Raw genomic sequence first — 230 nt, 5'->3', positions numbered from 1 at the left:
CGTTGCAAAAAAACCGGTCTAGGCGAAAGCTACCAATCAGTTAACGCCTATAGCGCCTCGAAAGCCGAGCAGATACGCCAGGTGCTGCGTCAGTCAATGTACGTGACGCTGAATAAATATTACCGCTCCAGTATCGAAATAACCCGCTTCGCCCAGCATATCGCCTATAACCCCGATCTAGAACCGATCGAGCGCCATGGCAAACCGCCTGCCATTCATCGCTGCTCATC

1 pseudogene is annotated in these 230 nt (G+C 52.2%); it reads left to right on the top strand.

Annotated features, from left to right (window positions below):
• Positions 1 to 230, top strand: a pseudogene (locus A6R74_RS06170) (helicase); the annotation flags it as partial.

The organism is Halomonas sp. ALS9, from assembly GCF_001651035.1.
Taxonomy (GTDB): Bacteria; Pseudomonadota; Gammaproteobacteria; order Pseudomonadales; family Halomonadaceae; genus Vreelandella.
Note: the sequence above shows the minus strand (reverse complement) of the source record. Positions and strands in the feature narration are given on the sequence as shown.